We start from the raw sequence: 250 nt of genomic DNA on the forward strand, positions 1-250 counted from the left end.
TATATGTTCTAAAATTTAAACATTATATATCAAATGCTTCTAAATTTTGTTAAACATTGTTTTTGGCATCATTTTCTTCATTATTATTTTCGATATTTTTTAAAGTTAAATTAGATTTAATTTTAAAATCTAATTTAACTTTAAAATCTAAATAACTAATATAAGAAAGTATTTCCTCTTCGAATAATAGAATATCCTTACTTTTTTCGTATAATCTATGAGCCAACTGTGTAACAGCTATTTTTTCTTG

General features: G+C 20.0%; 1 pseudogene. It reads right to left on the reverse strand.

The annotated features are described in order from the left end of the window. Positions 1-49 precede the first annotated feature (49 nt). Positions 50-250 (reverse strand): annotated as a pseudogene (locus MR107_RS30840) (helix-turn-helix domain-containing protein); the annotation flags it as partial.

The organism is Bacillus cereus group sp. BfR-BA-01441 (genome assembly GCF_022663075.1).
GTDB lineage: Bacteria > Bacillota > Bacilli > Bacillales > Bacillaceae_G > Bacillus_A > Bacillus_A cereus.